The organism is Streptomyces sp. NPDC042102 (assembly GCF_055582305.1).
Genome location: NZ_JBVJDL010000001.1, coordinates 107,851 through 123,582 on the forward strand (window position 1 = coordinate 107,851; position 15,732 = coordinate 123,582).

Genomic DNA, 15,732 nt, shown 5'->3' on the forward strand with positions numbered 1-15,732 from the left:
GTGGACAAGCACGATGGTCGTGATGCCGGAACGATCCGGCTGGACGACCCCTGGTACGACGCGCTGGCCGCCGGCTGGGGCGAGGGCGAGGGCGGGGGACCGGCCGCGGCACCCCCTTCCGAGGACGCGCCGCACCGCCCGTCGGCATCCGACATCTACCTCGAGGTCCAGCGCAGCCCCGCCTTCCAGGAGGTTCGCAGTCGCTACCGCCGTTTCGTCGTCCCGGCGGTCATCGGCTTCTTCCTCTGGTACGTCGCGTACGTCGTCGCCGCCGTCGCCGCGCCCGGCCTGATGGCCCGCCCGGTCGTGGGCGCGGTCAACGTGGCGCTGCTCGCAGGCCTCGGACAGTTCGTCAGTACCTTCCTGCTGACCTGGGCCTACGCCCGCCACGCCCGGTTGCGCCGGGACCGGGCGGCACTCGACCTGCGCTGGACCGTCTTCGAGCAGGCCCGGGACCTCGGGCGCCGCGACGAGCACACCCGGGGGGCCGGCCGGTGACCACCGAGCACCAGACCCTCGCGCTGATCCTGTGCAGCGTCTTCATCGCGGTCACGCTGGGCATCACCACCTGGGTGAGCCGCAACCGGCGCGGCTCGCCCGAGGAGTTCTACGCCGGGGGCCGGCTCTTCTCTCCCCTGGAGAACGGTTTCGCCATCGCGGGCGACTACATGTCCGCAGCCTCCTTCCTCGGCATCTCCGGCCTGATCGCCCTCTTCGGCTACGACGGCATGCTGTACTCCGTCGGCTTCCTCGTCGCCTGGCTGGTCGTGCTGTTCCTGGTGGCCGAACTGGTCCGCAACTGCGGCCGTTTCACCCTCGCCGACGTGGTCGCGGCCCGGATGAGCGAACGGCCCGTACGGATCGCGGCGGGCACCGCCTCGGTGACCGTCTCGGTGCTCTACCTGGTCGCCCAGATGGTCGGCGCGGGCAGCCTGGTCGGGCTGCTGCTCGGTTCGTCCGGCGCCGCCGCGCGCACCTGGACCGTGGTCGGCGTGGGTGCGCTGATGGTCATCTACGTCTCCTTCGGCGGCATGCGCGCCACCACCTGGATCCAGATCGTGAAGGCCGTCCTGCTCATGGGCGGCGCCATCGCGCTCACCGTGCTGGTCCTGCTGCGCTTCCACGGGGACTTCAACCAGCTGCTGACCAGCGCCGCGGACCGCAGCGGGCACGGCAGCCGGTTCCTCAGCCCGGGGCTGCGCTACGGCGGGGACTGGACCGCGCGGCTGGACTTCCTCAGCCTCGGCCTCGCACTCGTCCTCGGCACGGCCGGACTGCCCCACATCCTCTCCCGCTTCTACACCGTGCCGACGGCGCGGGCCGCGCGCCGGTCGGTGGTCTGGGCGATCGCGCTGATCGGCGGCTTCTACCTGATGACCATCGTGCTGGGCTTCGGGGCGGCCGCGCTGGTCGGCCCGGACGCGGTCCGCGCCTCCCACGCCTCCGGCAACACGGCCGTACCGCTGCTCGCCGCCCTGCTCGGCGGCGGCGCCGGTTCCACCGGCGGCGCGGTGCTCTTCGCGCTCGTCGCCGCCATCGCGTTCGCAACGATCCTCGCCGTGGTCGCCGGCATCACGCTGGCCTCCTCCGCCTCCGTCGCGCACGATCTGTACGCCTCGCTGAAGCGCCCCCGGGCCAGGCAGCGCAGCGAGGTCACGGTCGCCCGGTCCGCCGCGGTGGGCATCGGGACGGTGGCGATCGGACTCGGGCTCCTCGCCCAGGACCTCAACGTGGCCTTCCTCGTGGGCCTGGCCTTCGCGGTCGCCGCCTCCGCCAATCTGCCCGTGCTGATGTACTCGCTGTTCTGGCGCGGATTCACCACCCGCGGAGCCGTCTGGGCCGTCTACGGTGGCCTGATCCCGTCCGTGCTGCTGGTGCTGCTCTCGCCGGTGGTCTCCGGAAGCCCCGACTCCCTGTTCCCGGGCGTGGACTTCCAGCTCTTCCCGCTCCAGAACCCCGGACTGGTCTCGGTCCCGCTCGGTTTCCTGGCCGGCTGGCTCGGCACGGTCCTCTCCGGCGAGGTCCCGGACGCGGCCCGGCACGCCGAGACCGAGGTCCGCTCGCTGACGGGCGCCGGCGCGGTCTGAGGCGGGCGGGGCCCGCGGGTCACACCGCGGTGCCCGGACCGGCCGGGACCCAGGCGTAGCGGTGCTCCGGCCGGCCGGTCTCGCCGTAGCGCAGGGTCAGGCGGACCCGGCCGGTCCGGTCCAGCAGCTTGAGGTAGCGCTGGGCGGTCTGGCGGCTGATGCCGGCGCGGTCGGCGATCTCCTGGGCGGACAGCGGACCAGCGGCGGCCAGGAGCACCTGGCGCACCAGCTCCGCCGTGGTCGGGGAGTGCCCCTTGGGCAGCTCGTTGGGGGTGGCGGCCGAGGCCAGGGCGCCGAAGATCCGGTCCACCTCGGCCTGTTCGGCCTCGCCGCCGCCCGCCAGGGTCCGGCGCAGGGACGCGTACGCCTCCAGCTTGGAGCGCAGGCCCGCGAAGGTGAACGGCTTCACCAGGTACTGCAGGGCGCCCAGCCGCATGGCGGCCTGCACGGTGGCGAGGTCCCGGGCGGCCGTGACCATGATCACGTCGGTGTGGTGGCCGCTCTCGCGCAGGCGGCGTACCAGGTCCAGGCCGCTGCCGTCGGGGAGGTGCTGGTCCAGGAGGATCAGGTCGACCGGGCGGGAGGCGATGACGTCCAGCGCCCGCGCGGCCGAGTGGGCCTCGGCCGCCACCCGGAAGCCGGGAACCTTCGCCACGTACGCCGCGTTGATCCGGGCGACACGTACGTCGTCGTCCACCACCAGGACGGCGAGCGGCTCGCTCATCGCAGCGCCTCCGGGAGTACGACGGAGAACTCCGCCCCTCCGTCCGCCCCCTCGCCCACCCGGGCGCTGCCGCCCTGGCGTTCGGCGAGCCGGCGCACGAGCGCGAGCCCCAGCCCGCGCTCGCGGTGGGCCGCGGGCTGTTTGGTGGACCAGCCCTCCGTGAAGATCTCCTCACGGCGGGCGGCGGGCACGCCCGGACCGCTGTCGCGCACCCGCAGCTCGACGGCGTGTCCGGTGGCGCGCAGTTCGACCTCCACCAGCGGCGCCGGCGAACCGCAGGAGGCGTCCAGCGCGTTGTCCACGAGGTTGCCGACGATCGTGACCAGGCCGCCGGGATCCACCAGACGGTCGGGCAGGTACGTGGCCCCGGCCAGCCGGAGCGGGACGCCGCGCTCGGCGGCCACCGTGGCCTTGCCCACCAGCAGGGCGGCCAGCAGCGGGTCCTGGACCTTCTCGGTGACCTGCTCGGCGGTGGTCCGGTGCACGCCGACGACCTCGGTCACGAAGTCCACGGCCTCCTGGTGCAGCCCCAGCTCCAGCAGGCCCATCAGGGTGTGCAGCCGGTTGGCGTGCTCGTGGTCCTGGGCGCGCAGGGCGTCGATCAGCCCCTTGGTGGAGTCCAGTTCCCGGCCGAGGTGCTCCAGCTCCGTGCGGTCGCGCAGGGTGGCGACGGCACCGCCGTCCTCGGTCGGCATCCGGTTGGCCACCAGCACCCGGGGCCCGCGCACGGTCAGCAGGTCGCGGCCGGTGACCCGGCCCGCGAGGACGTCGGTGGTGCGGCCGGGGCCGAGTACGTCGTCCAGCGCGCGCCCGGCCGCGTCCGGGCCCAGGCCCAGCAGCCGCGCGGCCTCGTCGTTGACCAGCCGGATGCGGCCGTGCCGGTCGAGGGCGACCACGCCCTCGTGGATGGAGTGCAGCATCGCCTCGCGTTCGGCGAGCAGCCCCGCGATATCGGAGAAGGCCAGGTCACGGGTCTGCCGGTGGATCCGGCGGGAGATCAGCCAGGCGGCGAGCGCACCGGCGGCCAGCGCGCCGCCGGCGTAGGCGAGCAGGCCGGGGATGGCCCCGAGCAGCCGGTCGCGGACGCTGTCGTACGCGATGCCGACCGAGACCGCGCCGATGAGCTCGCCGTCGGCGGCGATCAGCGGCACCTTGCCCCGGGCCGAGCGGCCCAGGGTGCCCTCGTCGATCTCCATCACCTCGCGGCCCGCCAGCACGTCGGCCGGGTCGGTGGAGACGTGCCCGCCGATCCGCTCGGGACTGGGGTGGGAGCGGCGGATGCCCTCCAGGTCGAGGACCACGACGTACTCGGCGCCGGTGGCCCGGCGGACGCGTTCGGCGGCGGCCTGGACCGGGCTGTCCTGCGTGGGGCCGGAGGCCAGCACACCGCCCGCGACCGCGGGGTCGGCGGCGGTGCTCTGCGCGATGGCCAGCGCCCGCCGCATGGCCTGGTCGTCGAGCTGCGCGCTCAGCGGGGCGAGGAAGAGCCCCGTGGCCAGGGCCGTGACCCCGGTGGCGATCGCCAGCTGCGTCAGCAGGATCTGCGAGACGGCCCGCCGGGGCAGCCCGAACCGCCGGGTCCTCCCGGGACCCGGCCGTCGTCCCCCGTCCGGTGCGGTGCTCATGACCTGAAACCGTACGGTGGCCCTCCGCCTTTGCGGAACCTCCGCCCGCGCGAAAGCCACCGGCTACGGCCGGCGCGCCCGGCTCCGGCCGGGGCGGCGGTGGCCCACGGCGCGGCTGCGGTGGCCCAGGGCGCGGCGGCGGCCGTCGCTCACGGCATCGGCTGCGGCGGCCGGGGGCCGGTGTACTGGCCGCTCGGGCGCATGCGCAGCGGGCGCTCGCCGTACTCCTCCAGGGCGTGGGCGATCCAGCCGGCCGTCCGGGACACCGCGAACACGGTCTCGCCGGCCTCGGCGGCCATCCCGCAGGACACTGTCAGCACGGCCATCGCCAGGTCCACGTTCGCGTGCAGCCGGCCGTCGTGCCGGGCGGTGACCGCGACCACGTCCCGGGCGGCCGCCAGCGCCGCCGCGGCCTGCGGCAGCTGCGCCAGCCGGGCGAACAGGGCCGCGGCGCGCGGGTCCTCGCCCTCGTAGAGCCGGTGTCCGAGCCCCGGTACCCGGCGCCCCGCGCGCAGCAGGTCCGCCACCACGGGCGCGGCCCCGCCCCGCTCCAGCACCTCGGCGAGCATCCGGTGGGCCAGCGCCCCGGCCGCGCCGTGCAGCGGCCCCTCCAGCACGCCGAGACCCGCCGAGACGCAGGCGTACGGATGGGCGTGGGCCGAGGCCGCGACGCGCACCGCCAGGGTGGAGGCGGCCAGGTCGTGGTCGGCCAGCAGGGCCAGCGCGAGATCGAGGATCTCCACCGCGGCGGGCTCGGCGGGCCGCGCGGTCAGCCGCGCCCACAACTGCCGGGCCAGCCGGTCCGGCACACCGGCCCCGTCTCCCGGCGCCCCCGCGCCGCCGTCCGGCACACCGGCCCCGTCCCCAGGCCCTCCCGCGCCGCCGTCCGGTGCTCCCGGCGGCGGCAGGGCTCCGACCAGCGTCGGGATCAGACACCGGGCCGTGCCCAGCACCGCCTCCGGCGCCAGGTCGAACCGGAGCGGGTCGGCCGCGGCCGCCGCCGCCGTGGCCACGCGCAGCCGGTCGATCGGACCGCTGTGCTCCGGCAGCGCGGCCACCGCGCGGCGGGCCGCCGCCAGCAGGTGCGGCGGGGCCGTCAGCCGCGCCCCGTGCGGCAGCCGTCCGGTCCAGAGCCACTCGGCGACCTCCTCGTAGGCGTACCGCTGCGCCAGCGCGACGGCGTCCACGCCCCGGAACCAGTAGCGGTCCGGCTCGATCAGCGTGAGCCCGGTGCGTACGGAGAGCTCCCCGGCGGCCGGGGCCGCCGCCTCCCGGCGGTTGCGCCGGGCCAGCGCCTCCACCTCGGCGGCGTCGAAGGTGCTGCCCCGGCCCACCGGATCGCGGCGGCTGCTGAGCTGGCCGCGGCTGACGTACGCGTAGACCGTCGCGGGCTTGACGCCGAGGAGTTCGGCCGCCTCGCGGGTCGTGAGCCGGTTGTCCATGGAGCCACCCTATACAGACATCCGTACATGTTGATTGGATCAATATTGACAACGATCGAGTCAAGCATGGATGGTCGACATATGAACGCAGCCACCGTCACCACCCCCGCCACCCCCGTCGACGTACCGCGCGGCCTCGCGGGTGTCGTGGTCACCGACACCGAGCTCGGTGACGTCCGAGGCCGCGAGGGCTTCTACCACTACCGCCAGTACTCGGCCGTCGAGCTCGCCGGCAGCCGCTCCTTCGAGGACGTCTGGCACCTGATGTTCCGCGGCACGCTGCCCGGCCCCGCCGAGCGCGCCGCTTTCACCGCCGAACTGGCCCCCCTGCGCCGGCTGCCCGCCGAGGTCCGCGACGCGCTCCCCGGGCTCGCGCGGGCCACCGCGCTCTCCGGCCCCCTCGCGGGGCTGCGCACCGGGCTCTCGCTGCTGGGCGCCTGCGCCGGCTTCCGGCCCGTCTACGACCTCGACCCCGCGCGCCGGGCCGCCGACGCGCTGGCCGCCTGTGCCGCCGTACCGACCCTGCTCACCGCCCTGCACCGGCTCGGCCAGGAGCTCACGCCCGTGGAGCCGCGCGACGACCTCCCGTACGCCGCCAACTACCTGTACATGCTCACCGGCGAGGAGCCCGACCCGGTCCGGGCCCGGGCCGTCGAGCGCTACCTGATCTCGACGATCGACCACGGCTTCAACGCCTCCACCTTCACCGCCCGCGTCATCGCCTCCACCGGCGCCGACGTCGCGGCCTGCCTGACCGGCGCCATCGGCGCGCTCTCCGGGCCGCTGCACGGCGGGGCGCCCAGCCGGGCCCTGGACACCCTCGACGCCATCGGGACCGTCGACCGGATCGACCCGTGGATCCGCGAGCGGGTGCTGGCAGGGGACCGGATCATGGGCTTCGGGCACCCCGTCTACCGCACCGAGGACCCCCGGTCGCGGATGCTGCGGGAGATCGCCCAGCAGTTCGGCGGCCCCCTGGTGGACTTCGCCGTCGAGGTCGAGGCCCGCGTCGAGGCGATCCTCGCCGAGCTCAAGCCGGGTCGCGCGCTGCACACCAACGTCGAGTTCTACGCCGGCGTGGTCATGGAGCTGTGCGGACTGCCGCGCGAGATGTTCACCCCCACCTTCTGCGCGGCGCGCGTGGTCGGCTGGAGCGCGAACGTCCTGGAGCAGGCCGCCGACTCGAAGATCATCCGCCCGGCCGCCCGGTACGTCGGCCCCACCGCGCCGCAGCCGGTCCCACTGACGGCATGAGACCGACGGCATGAGGCCGCCGGCGTGACGCCGCGCTGGTTACGATCGGGCGGGTGAACAGCAGGCAGCCCATCCCCGTCGTCGTCCTCGCCGGATTCCTCGGATCCGGGAAGACCACCCTCCTCAACCACCTGCTCAGGAGCAGCCGGGGCACCCGGATCGGGGTGGTGGTCAACGACTTCGGCTCGATCGAGATCGACGCGATGAAGGTCGCCGGGCAGGTCGGCGACTCGATGGTCTCGCTCGGCGGCGGCTGCCTGTGCTGCGCCGTCGACGGCAGTGAGCTCGACGTCTACCTGGAGAAGCTCTCCCGTCCCGCCCACCGGATCGACGTGATCGTCATCGAGGCGAGCGGACTGGCCGAGCCGCAGGAGCTGGTCCGGATGCTGATGGCCACCGAGAACACCGCCGTCCGTTACGGCGGCATGGTCGAGGTGGTCGACGCCGCCGAGTTCGACGCCACGCGGGAGCGGCACCCCGAGACCGACCGTCACCTCGCCGTCGCCGACCTGGTCGTCCTCAACAAGACCGACCGGGTCGGGGCGGGCGAGGTCGCGCGGATCGAGGGCGTCCTGGCGGACCTGTGCCCGGGCATTCCGGTGGTCCCGGCCGACCACGGCCGGATCGACCCGGAACTCCTCTTCGACCGCCGGGAGTGGACCGGGACCCGCGGCCAGCTCTCCTTCGAGGACCTGCTCGCGGAGGCGGACGACCACGAGGGCCATGGCGGGCACGGGGACCACGGGTGCCATGGCGGGCACGGGGAGCACGGCGACCACGGGTGCCACGCCGGGCACGCGCACACGCTGTACGAGAGCACCGCATTCGTCTCCGACCAGGCCCTCGGCCCGCGCCCCTTCATCGACTTCCTCGACCGCCGGCCGCCCGGCCTCTACCGGATCAAGGGATACGTGTACTTCGGCGTGCCCGGCCACGAGGAGAAGTACGAGGTCCACGCCGTGGGCCGGTTCCTCCGCTTCGCCCCGCAGCCCTGGGGCCGCGACGAACCCCGCCGCACCCAGCTCGTCCTCATCGGCGCCGGTACCGACGGCGCCGCGCTCCTCGACGAGCTGGCCGCCTGCCGCGAACCCCGCCCCGAGACCGCCGACCCCGCCACCATGTGGGGCGTCCTGCGCTACGTCGGCCGGCACGAACCGGACCCGGCCGCGGACCCGGCCGCCCACCTGGCCGCGGACCCGGACCCGGAGCCCGACCTGGTCTAGCCGATCCCGGCCCGGACCTCGTCGGCCAGCAGCCGCGCCGCCGTGTCCGCCGCGCCGCCGACCAGCCGCGTCCGGGTCAGGGCGAACGCCAGCCCGCGCCCGCGGTCGGCGAACGCGATGCTCCCGCCGCTGCCGTGATGGCCGAACGCGGACCGCTCACCCGCCATGGCCGGCAGCGCGAGGAAGTACCCGAGCCCCTTGGCGTGCCGGGCCAGCAGCATCCGGTCCTTGCCCTCGACGGCCACCCCGGCCGCCAGTGCCACCCGCTCCGGGGAGAGCAGCCGCACCCCCTCGACCTCGCCGAGCAGCGCGGCGTACATGCGCGCCGCGGCCCGCGCCGTCGTGGTGCCGCAGGCCGGCAGGTCGGCCAGCAGATAGGCCCGTTGGTTGGCGAGCTCGGCGGTGGTCCACACGTCCGGGTTGGGCACGACCAGCCGGCGGAAGGGCACCGAGGGCGGCAGGGCCGCCAGGTACGCCGCCCAGTTGCCCTCCACCAGCGGCACGCCGCGGGCCAGCGCCTCCTCGGGCAGGCCGAAGAACATCTCGTCGGCCACGCCGAGCGGTTCGGCCACGTACCGGCGCAGGGCCTGGCCCGGTGTCAGGCCGGTGACCCGGCGCACGGTCTCGCCCAGGATCCAGCCGAAGGTCCAGCCGTGGTAGCCGCTGGCCGTGCCCGGCTCCCACAGCGGCTCCTGGCCGGCGACGACCGCGCACATGGTGTCCCAGTCGCACAGCTCGGCGCGGGTCAGGCCGGCCGGCACCTGCGGTACGCCGACCGCGTGCGTCAGGGCGTGGCGTACGGTGGCCCGCTCCTTGCCACGGGCGCCGAACTCGGGCCAGTAGTGCGCGATCGGGGTGTCGTAGTCGATCAGGCCGCGCTCGGCGAGCACATGGACCAGGGTCGCCGTGAACCCCTTGCCGGTGGAGAAGCTGTGCACCAGGGTGTCCGGACCCGGCAGCCCCGCGTGGGCGTCGACGACCCGTTCGCCGTCCACGTAGGCCGCCACCTGGAAGCCGTCCTCCCCGCCCGGGGCCGCGAGCCGGCCGAGGACGGCGGCGACCCGCTCCGGCAACCGCGCACTCACCTGGCGACCCATCCCCGCATCATGGCACCGCCGCCGGCGTCCACCGGGCAGGACGGCTCCGCGACACCGGGGGCGGACCCCCGGCAGGACCTACGCCACGTCGACGCCGAAGTCGCCCAGCAGGTCCGCCAGTCCGCCCCGGTAGCCCTTGCCGCCGATCACGAAGTCCCAGTCGCCGTTGGCCCGCCGCCGGAACGAGCCGAGCACCAGCGCCGTCTCACCGGCCCGGCCGTCGGAGACCTCCAGCTCGCCCGCCGGCGCTCCGGCCGCGTCCAGGAGCCGGATCCGGGCGTCGGTGAACCCGGCCAGATCGGCGCGCGGATCGGCCTCCGGGTCGACGGCGGCCACCAGGACGAGGCGGTCCGCCTCCGGCGGCAGCGCCTCGAAGGCGACCTCCAGCGCGGCCCGGTCGGGCGCCGCGTGCGCCCGGGCGCGCACCGAACCGTCCGGGGTGCGGGGGTTGTTGTAGAAGACGAAGTGGTCCTCGCTCAGCACCCGGTTGCCCGTGCAGACCAGCGCGCACACGTCCAGCGCGACCCGGCCCGACCAGGACATGCCGAGCACGTTGTGGTCCGCGGGCGGGGCGGCGGCACCGGGGGTCCGAGGCGCCGCAGCGCCGCCTCCCAGGCGGCCGCGCAGCCCGTACTGGTGCAGCAGTTCCACGAGCTGGACGCCGGAGACCAGCTCCAGCGGCTTGCCCTCGGCGAAGTCGTAGGACCCCTGGCCGAAGGAGGCGGTGGTGACCAGCACGCCCTTGTTCGCCCCCGTGGCCTGGACCGTGCCGTACAGCTCGCGGACCACGTCGGGGTTGAGCCGGCTGCGGTAGCGCTTGACCTGCACCACGATCCGCCCGCCCCGCAGCGGGGCCGGGTCCCGGGCCTCGATGTCGACGCCGCCGTCGCCCGACCGCTGCGTGGTCACCGCCTCCATGCCCATCGCCCGGAAGAGATCCGCGACCAGGTGCTCGAAGTCGATCGGGTCCATGGCGAACAGGTCCGGCTCGTCCTCCGCGCCGTCCGCGTGCCCGCCGTGGCGGACGACCCCGCCGCCGACCTCGTCGGGCCGCCGCCCGGGACGTACCGGCGTCAGCTGGTCGGGCCGTGCGGACAGCTGCCCGCGCAACCCCTCGACCAGGCAGTCCACCGCGCTGACCTGCTCCAGCCGCATCCCCGCGAAGGCGCCGCGCGCCGCCGGCACCGTGGCCAGCACGGACCGCGCCTCCTGCCCGGTCACCGGATCGTGGCAGTCCACGAAACCGTTGACCACGACCGAGTCCAGGACCCCGAACTCGTCCGCCGCGAACAGCTCGCGCACCACCAGCAGCATCACCTGCGCCAGCAGGTCCCGGTACAGCGAACGGCGCTCCGTCACCGGGCGCGGCTTCACCTTGTCCTGGTCCGTGCTCGGCAGGTACTGCACCGCCCTGGCCTCCGGGACCACCGCGTACCCGGGGAGCTCCCAGTCCAGCACCAGCTGGCGCGCGGCCGGGTCGTACGCCGCGCTCACCTGGCGCGGCAGCGTCTCGGGCCAGGCCGTGGAGGCGTACAGGGCGGCCGAGAAGTACTCCACCGCCGCCTCCGCGTCCCCGGCGCGCAGCGCCGTCGCCAGCTCGGCGAGTCCGCTGTTGTGCTCCCGTACCCCGGCGAGCTGCTCCGCCGCCCACCGGTCGTACTGCTGCCGGTAATCGGCCAGTTGCCGCTGGCGCTGCGCCTCCGCCGCGCTCGCGGCCTGCCACGCCTGCGTGTAGCGGGCGTGCGCCTCGCGCTCCGCCTGCGCCCGGTGCTGCGAGCCGAGGGTCCAGCCGCTGCTCTGCTGGAACTCCTCGATACGGGGCATGGGTACGGGGTGGGCGAGCGCGCCGGGGCTGAAGGGTTCCAGCCGCTCGGGCCGGGCCAGGGCGGATATCCGGAACGCCGGGGCGCGGCAGCCCGCGACCAGCAGGCCCTTGAGGGCGGCGACCTCGGCGTCGAGCTGCGCGGTGCGGCGCTGGGCCTCGGCCTCGCGGTTCTGCCGGTGGCTGCGGTTCGCCTCCCGTTCGTAGGCCCGCTGCCGGCGGTCGGCCTCCCGCTGCTGGATCAGCTGCGTCTGCTGCTGACGGCGCTGCGCCTCAGCCCAGTTCCCGATCAGTCCGCTGCCCGCTCGACGGCTCATCAGCTGTGTTCTCCCCCCACCGCGTCCACGGGGAAAACACTAGTAGGCATTCAGGTGGTACGTCCCCCAATGGGCGTACCACCTGAACGCCTTTCTCCGCGTCGTGCGACCGCCTACAGCGGGGCGCCCGCGATCACCGCGACCACCGTCGGCAGGGCCGTGCCCGAGCCGTCGCGGCGCGGGTCCGGCTCCGGCAGCTCCACCGGGGTGCCGTTCGCCGTGGCCGCGCGGGCGGGCGCGGCGCCGGCCCACGCGAAGGTGAGCAGGTCCTCGCCCTTGAGGAAGCGCTGGCAGCGCACCCCACCGGTGGCGCGGCCCTTGCGCGGGTACTGGTCGAACGGGGTGAGCTTGGCGGTGGCCACCGAGTCGTCCAGGGTGCCGTGCGAGCCGGCGACGCTGAAGACGTACGCCTCCGCGGCCGGGTCGACGGCCGAGAAGTGGATCACCTTGGCGCCCTCGGAGAGCTTGATGCCCGCCATACCGCCTGCCGGGCGGCCCTGCGGACGGACCTGGCCCGCCGGGTAGCGCAGCAGCTGGGCGTCGTCCGTGAGGAAGACCAGGTCCTCCTCGCCCGTGCGCAGCTCGACCGCGCCGACGATCCGGTCGCCCTCCTTGAGGGTGATGACCTCCAGCTCCTCCTTGTTGGCCGGGTAGTCCGGCACGACCCGCTTGACCACGCCCTGCTCGGTGCCCAGCGCGAGGCCCTGCGAGGTCGCCTCGTCCAGCGAGGTCAGGCAGATCACCTTCTCGTCCGGCTCCAGGGCCGAGAGGAACTCGGTGATCGGGGCGCCGCCCGCCAGGTTCGGCGCGGCGTGCGTGTCCGGCAGCTGCGGCAGGTCGATCACCGACAGGCGCAGCAGCCGGCCGGCCGAGGTGACCACGCCGACGTCCGCCCGCGCGGTCGCGGCGACCTGCGAGACGATCACGTCGTGCTTGGCGCGCCGCCCGTCGCCCGCGGGCAGCGGCTCGGCCGTCACCGTACGCGCCAGCAGGCCGGTCGAGGACAGCAGCACCCGGCACGGGTCGTCGGCGACCTCCAGCGGGACGGCGGCCAGGCTCGCGCCCGCCGACTCCAGCAGCACCGTACGCCGCTCCGTGCCGAACTTCTTCGCCACCGCCGCCAGTTCGGAGCTGACCAGCTTGCGCAGCTCGTTGTCCGACTCCAGGATGCCCGTCAGCTCGTCGATCTCGCCGGTCAGGCGGTCGCGCTCGGACTCCAGCTCGATCCGGTCGAACTTCGTGAGCCGGCGCAGCGGGGTGTCCAGGATGTACTGGGTCTGGATCTCGCTCAGCGAGAAGCGCTCGATCAGGCGCTCCTTGGCCTGCGCCGAGTTGTCGCTGGAGCGGATCAGACGGATGACCTCGTCGATGTCGACGAGCGCCACCAGCAGGCCCTCGACCAGGTGCAGCCGGTCCCGGCGCTTGCCGCGGCGGAACTCGCTGCGCCGCCGGACGACCTCGAAGCGGTGGTCGAGGTAGACCTCCAGCAGCTCCTTCAGGCCCAGCGTCAGCGGCTGGCCGTCGACCAGCGCCACGTTGTTGATGCCGAAGGACTCCTCCATCGGCGTCAGCTTGTACAGCTGCTCCAGCACGGCCTCCGGGTGGAAGCCGTTCTTGATCTCGATGACCAGGCGCAGGCCGTGCGAGCGGTCGGTGAGGTCCTTGACGTCGGCGATGCCCTGGAGCTTCTTCGAGCCGACCAGGTCCTTGATCTTCGCGATGACCTTCTCGGGGCCCACCGTGAAGGGCAGCTCGGTGACGACCAGGCCCTTGCGGCGCGCCGTGACGTCCTCCACCGTCGCCGTCGCGCGGATCTTGAAGGTGCCGCGGCCGGATTCGTACGCGTCCTTGATCCCCGACAGGCCCACGACGCGGCCGCCGGTCGGCAGGTCCGGACCCGGGACGAAGCGCATCAGCGCCTCCAGGTCCGCGTTCGGGTGCCGGATCAGGTGCCGGGCGGCCGCGATGACCTCGCCCAGGTTGTGCGGGGGCATGTTGGTGGCCATGCCGACCGCGATCCCGGACGCGCCGTTGACCAGCAGGTTCGGATACGCCGCCGGCAGCGCGACCGGCTCGCGCTCCTGGCCGTCGTAGTTCGGGGTGAAGTCGACGGTGTCCTCGTCGATCGACTCCGTCATCAGCGAGGTGGCGTCCGCCATCCGGCACTCGGTGTAGCGCATGGCGGCCGGCGGGTCGTCGTTGCCGAGCGAGCCGAAGTTGCCGTGGCCGTCGACCAGCGGCAGGCGCATCGAGAAGGGCTGGGCCATGCGCACGAGCGCGTCGTAGATCGACGCGTCACCGTGCGGGTGCAGCTTGCCCATGACCTCGCCGACGACGCGCGCGCACTTCACGTACCCGCGGTCGGGGCGCAGCCCCATCTCGTTCATCTGGTACACGATCCGGCGGTGCACCGGCTTCATGCCGTCCCGGGCGTCCGGCAGGGCACGGGAGTAGATCACCGAGTACGCGTACTCGAGGAAGGAGCCCTGCATTTCGTCGACGACGTCGATGTCGAGGATCTTCTCCTCGAAATCCTCCGGCGGCGGGGTCTTCGTGCTGCGGCGGGCCATCGCTGCGCGGCTCCTTAAACCAAGATGGGGGTCTGACGCGGACCATTGTGGCCCGAGGCACTGACAGCGCCGACCCCGACCCGGGACAGGCCCCGGGGGAGTGACCCGGGAACTTCTCCGGCGGGCGACGCGCTTGCATACAGTGACAGGTCTGACAGAAATCTCTGCATCGCGATCGATCGAAGGGACCACATGCCCATGGGTCACACGGCCACAGCTCAGGCCGGCTCCGGCGGCCTGACAGCGACCGAGCACCGGCTGGCCAACGGCCTGCGCGTGGTGCTCTCCGAGGACCACCTGACCCCGGTCGCGGCGGTCTGCCTCTGGTACGACGTCGGCTCGCGCCACGAAGTCAAGGGACGCACGGGTCTGGCTCACCTCTTCGAGCACCTGATGTTCCAGGGCTCGGCGAGCGTACCGGGCAACGGTCACTTCGAGCTGGTCCAGGGCGCCGGCGGCTCCCTCAACGGCACCACCAGCTTCGAGCGCACCAACTACTTCGAGACGATGCCCGCCCACCAGCTGGAGCTCGCGCTGTGGCTGGAGGCGGACCGGATGGGCTCGCTGCTGGCCGCCCTGGACGACGAGTCCATGGAGAACCAGCGCGACGTCGTCAAGAACGAGCGCCGCCAGCGCTACGACAACGTGCCCTACGGCACGGCCTTCGAGCGCCTGACGGCCCTGGCCTACCCCGAGGGCCACCCGTACCACCACACGCCGATCGGCTCGATGGCCGACCTGGACGCCGCCTCCCTGGAGGACGCGCGCGCCTTCTTCCGTACGTACTACGCGCCGAACAACGCGGTGCTGTCGGTCGTCGGCGACATCGACCCCGAGCGGACGCTCGCCTGGATCGAGAAGTACTTCGGCACCATCCCCTCCCACGACGGCAAGCAGCCGCCGCGCGACGGGACGCTCCCCGACATCATCGGCGAGCAGCTGCGCCACGAGATCGTCGAAGAGGTCCCGGCCCGCGCGCTGATGGCCGCCTACCGGCTGCCGCACGACGGCACCCGCGAGTGCGACGCCGCGGACGTGGCGCTGACCATCCTGGGCGGCGGCGAGTCCTCCCGCCTGCACAACCGGCTGGTCCGCCGCGACCAGAGCGCCGTCGCGGCGGGCTTCGGCATGCTGCGGCTGGCCGGCGCGCCCTCCCTGGGCTGGCTGGACGTGAAGACCTCGGGCGGCATCGAGGTGCCCGCCATCGAGGCGGCCGTGGACGAGGAGCTCGCGCGGTTCGCCGCCGAGGGCCCGACGGCCGAGGAGATGGAGCGCGCCCAGGCGCAGCTGGAGCGCGAGTGGCTGGACCGGCTGAGCACGGTGGCCGGCCGCGCCGACGAACTGTGCCGGTTCGCGGTGCTGTTCGGTGACCCGCAGCTGGCGCTGACCGCCGTCCAGCGGGTCCTGGACATCACCGCCGAGGAGGTGCAGGCCGTGGCCGCCGCCCGGCTGCGCCCCGACAACCGCGCGGTGCTGGTGTACGAGCCGCTGGCGGCCGAAGACGCCGAGGACGCCGCGGCCGACGAGAACGACGAGAACGAGGGGGCGCAGCAGTGACCGCCGAGCCCGCA

11 protein-coding genes are annotated in these 15,732 nt (G+C 74.0%); 5 read left to right on the forward strand and 6 right to left on the reverse strand.

Features of this window, described 5'->3' with window-relative positions:
* Positions 1-498 carry a DUF485 domain-containing protein gene (locus ACZ6KO_RS00430; RefSeq protein ID WP_469298171.1) on the forward strand — a complete coding sequence of 166 codons (498 nt, stop codon included), beginning with the start codon at positions 1-3 and terminating at the stop codon, positions 496-498.
* The gene (locus ACZ6KO_RS00435) at positions 495-2,087 is read left to right on the forward strand and encodes a solute symporter family protein (RefSeq protein ID WP_469298173.1); all 1,593 of its coding nucleotides are present in this window, start codon (positions 495-497) and stop codon (positions 2,085-2,087) included. The genes ACZ6KO_RS00430 and ACZ6KO_RS00435 overlap by 4 nt, the downstream gene beginning before the upstream one ends.
* 19 nt (positions 2,088-2,106) lie before the next feature.
* Here ACZ6KO_RS00435 and ACZ6KO_RS00440 read toward each other — a convergent pair whose 3' ends face one another.
* The 3 genes from ACZ6KO_RS00440 to ACZ6KO_RS00450 form a co-directional block, all read right to left on the reverse strand.
* Complete coding sequence (locus tag ACZ6KO_RS00440) at positions 2,107-2,811, reverse strand: DUF7342 family protein (protein ID WP_469298175.1); 705 nt, start codon at positions 2,809-2,811, stop codon at positions 2,107-2,109.
* Positions 2,808-4,436, reverse strand: coding sequence for an ATP-binding protein (locus tag ACZ6KO_RS00445; RefSeq protein WP_469298177.1), 1,629 nt, complete (start codon positions 4,434-4,436; stop codon positions 2,808-2,810). Before ACZ6KO_RS00445 ends, ACZ6KO_RS00440 begins: the two co-directional genes overlap by 4 nt.
* A gap of 149 nt (positions 4,437-4,585) precedes the next feature.
* Complete coding sequence (locus ACZ6KO_RS00450; protein ID WP_469298179.1) at positions 4,586-5,878, reverse strand: citrate synthase; 1,293 nt, start codon at positions 5,876-5,878, stop codon at positions 4,586-4,588.
* A 66-nt stretch (positions 5,879-5,944) separates the two neighbouring features.
* On the opposite strand from ACZ6KO_RS00450, the gene ACZ6KO_RS00455 reads away from it, so the two are divergent.
* Both ACZ6KO_RS00455 and ACZ6KO_RS00460 read left to right on the forward strand, forming a co-directional pair.
* The gene (locus tag ACZ6KO_RS00455; protein WP_469298180.1) at positions 5,945-7,132 is read left to right on the forward strand and encodes a citrate synthase; all 1,188 of its coding nucleotides are present in this window, start codon (positions 5,945-5,947) and stop codon (positions 7,130-7,132) included.
* A 53-nt stretch (positions 7,133-7,185) separates the two neighbouring features.
* Positions 7,186-8,355 (forward strand): CobW family GTP-binding protein, encoded by a 1,170-nt coding sequence (locus tag ACZ6KO_RS00460; protein ID WP_469298182.1) that lies wholly within the window; start codon positions 7,186-7,188, stop codon positions 8,353-8,355.
* Here the strand turns inward: ACZ6KO_RS00460 and ACZ6KO_RS00465 are convergent.
* From ACZ6KO_RS00465 to ACZ6KO_RS00475, 3 genes are all read right to left on the reverse strand, one after another.
* A complete protein-coding gene (locus ACZ6KO_RS00465) occupies positions 8,352-9,452 on the reverse strand; it encodes a serine hydrolase domain-containing protein (RefSeq protein ID WP_469298184.1) in 1,101 nt (366 codons plus the stop codon). The two genes, ACZ6KO_RS00460 and ACZ6KO_RS00465, sit on opposite strands and share 4 nt — an antisense overlap.
* Positions 9,453-9,530: 78 nt before the next feature.
* A complete protein-coding gene (locus tag ACZ6KO_RS00470) occupies positions 9,531-11,591 on the reverse strand; it encodes a restriction endonuclease (protein WP_469298186.1) in 2,061 nt (686 codons plus the stop codon).
* Between the two features lie 113 nt (positions 11,592-11,704).
* The gene (locus ACZ6KO_RS00475; protein ID WP_469298188.1) at positions 11,705-14,161 is read right to left on the reverse strand and encodes a DNA gyrase/topoisomerase IV subunit A; all 2,457 of its coding nucleotides are present in this window, start codon (positions 14,159-14,161) and stop codon (positions 11,705-11,707) included.
* 198 nt (positions 14,162-14,359) lie between these two features.
* Here ACZ6KO_RS00475 and ACZ6KO_RS00480 point away from each other — a divergent pair, with 198 nt between their 5' ends.
* Positions 14,360-15,718 carry a M16 family metallopeptidase gene (locus tag ACZ6KO_RS00480; protein ID WP_469298190.1) on the forward strand — a complete coding sequence of 453 codons (1,359 nt, stop codon included), beginning with the start codon at positions 14,360-14,362 and terminating at the stop codon, positions 15,716-15,718.
* The last annotated feature ends 14 nt before the right edge of the window (positions 15,719-15,732 follow it).